1 protein-coding gene is annotated in these 1,157 nt (G+C 40.5%); it reads right to left on the bottom strand.

What is annotated here, in order from left to right:
• Positions 1 to 119 precede the first annotated feature (119 nt).
• Positions 120 to 653 (bottom strand): hypothetical protein, encoded by a 534-nt coding sequence (locus FFR48_RS27955; RefSeq protein WP_096568036.1) that lies wholly within the window; start codon positions 651 to 653, stop codon positions 120 to 122.
• Positions 654 to 1,157 lie beyond the last annotated feature (504 nt).

Raw genomic sequence — 1,157 nt, 5'->3', positions numbered from 1 at the left:
TTAGTTATTGGGGACTGGGGACTGGTGATTGGGGACTGGGGACTGGGGACTGGTGACAGTGAATAGATAATTATTTATTCCCAATTCCCAATTCCCAATTCCCAATTCCCAATTCCCAATTAATCACAGTTTTGGGTCAAATTATTTTGGGCTGGAGTTTTTGAGAAACATTGGACTTGAGAACCAGCCCAGATAATTTCCCAGACTGGGGGTGAACTAACCAAGAGCGATCGCCCAAAGCGGCTCATCTCTACTCGATATTTAATTGCACTTACTGAATTAACTGAATTATTTTTTACTGGATTGAGTTTTGTAATTGTCACTAAAGCTTGGTTTGGTTGGGGATAAGCTACCTCTACTTGCGGCTTGACCTCTATAGATTTCACATCATCTAGAATATTTAAAGCCAGAGTAGCAGGGTCACTGCCTTGGAGAATAGAATTGATACTTTCTAAAGGAATAGTTTTATAATGAGAACGTTCAGGATAAGTCAGCAATGCTGATGAATCTTGTTCTACATATAACTGCTGCTGTTGTCCATTAGCAGTTCCAGTCATCAAAGCAGAAGGCTGTCGCTGCATCACATAAACCCCAGCAGCAGTGGCAAAGATGCTGAGTATCAAAATTAAAAGAAATTTGAGCTTTGCCGACATAATAATAGTATTGAAAGGGAAAGTTCCAAGAGTTTTAGATTTAACTCTCACCCCTAGTAACTGCTGATGAGCAGGTTTTGTGTGTGAAGGAGTGGTGAGGAGGATATATATAGCAGGTGACAGGTGACAGGTGACAGATGACAGGTGACAGGTGACTGGGGACTGGGGACATAATGGAAAGTCTGTGTATGTCTTAGTTTTGTCAGTGGCTTACGGCACACTGCGCTATCAACTGAGTTCCTAAATACCTTGGCGCTTGCTACATATAGCAATCTTAGTTGCTATTGACGAACTATTAATGATTGCTTTATTTATAGACATCTACCTTTGTTTTGAGTTCCAATTGGCACTGTTAATTGATAATTGACAATTGATAATTGACAATTGGGAATTGGGAATTGGGAATTGGGAATTGGGAATTGGGAATTGGGAATTGGGAATTGGGAATTGGGAATTGGGAATTGGGAATTGGGAATTGGGAATTGGGAATTAGATCGGAAGATG

This window comes from Sphaerospermopsis reniformis (assembly GCF_005402885.1).
Taxonomy (GTDB): domain Bacteria; phylum Cyanobacteriota; class Cyanobacteriia; order Cyanobacteriales; family Nostocaceae; genus Sphaerospermopsis; species Sphaerospermopsis kisseleviana.
This window is presented reverse-complemented; position numbering and strand designations above follow the sequence as displayed.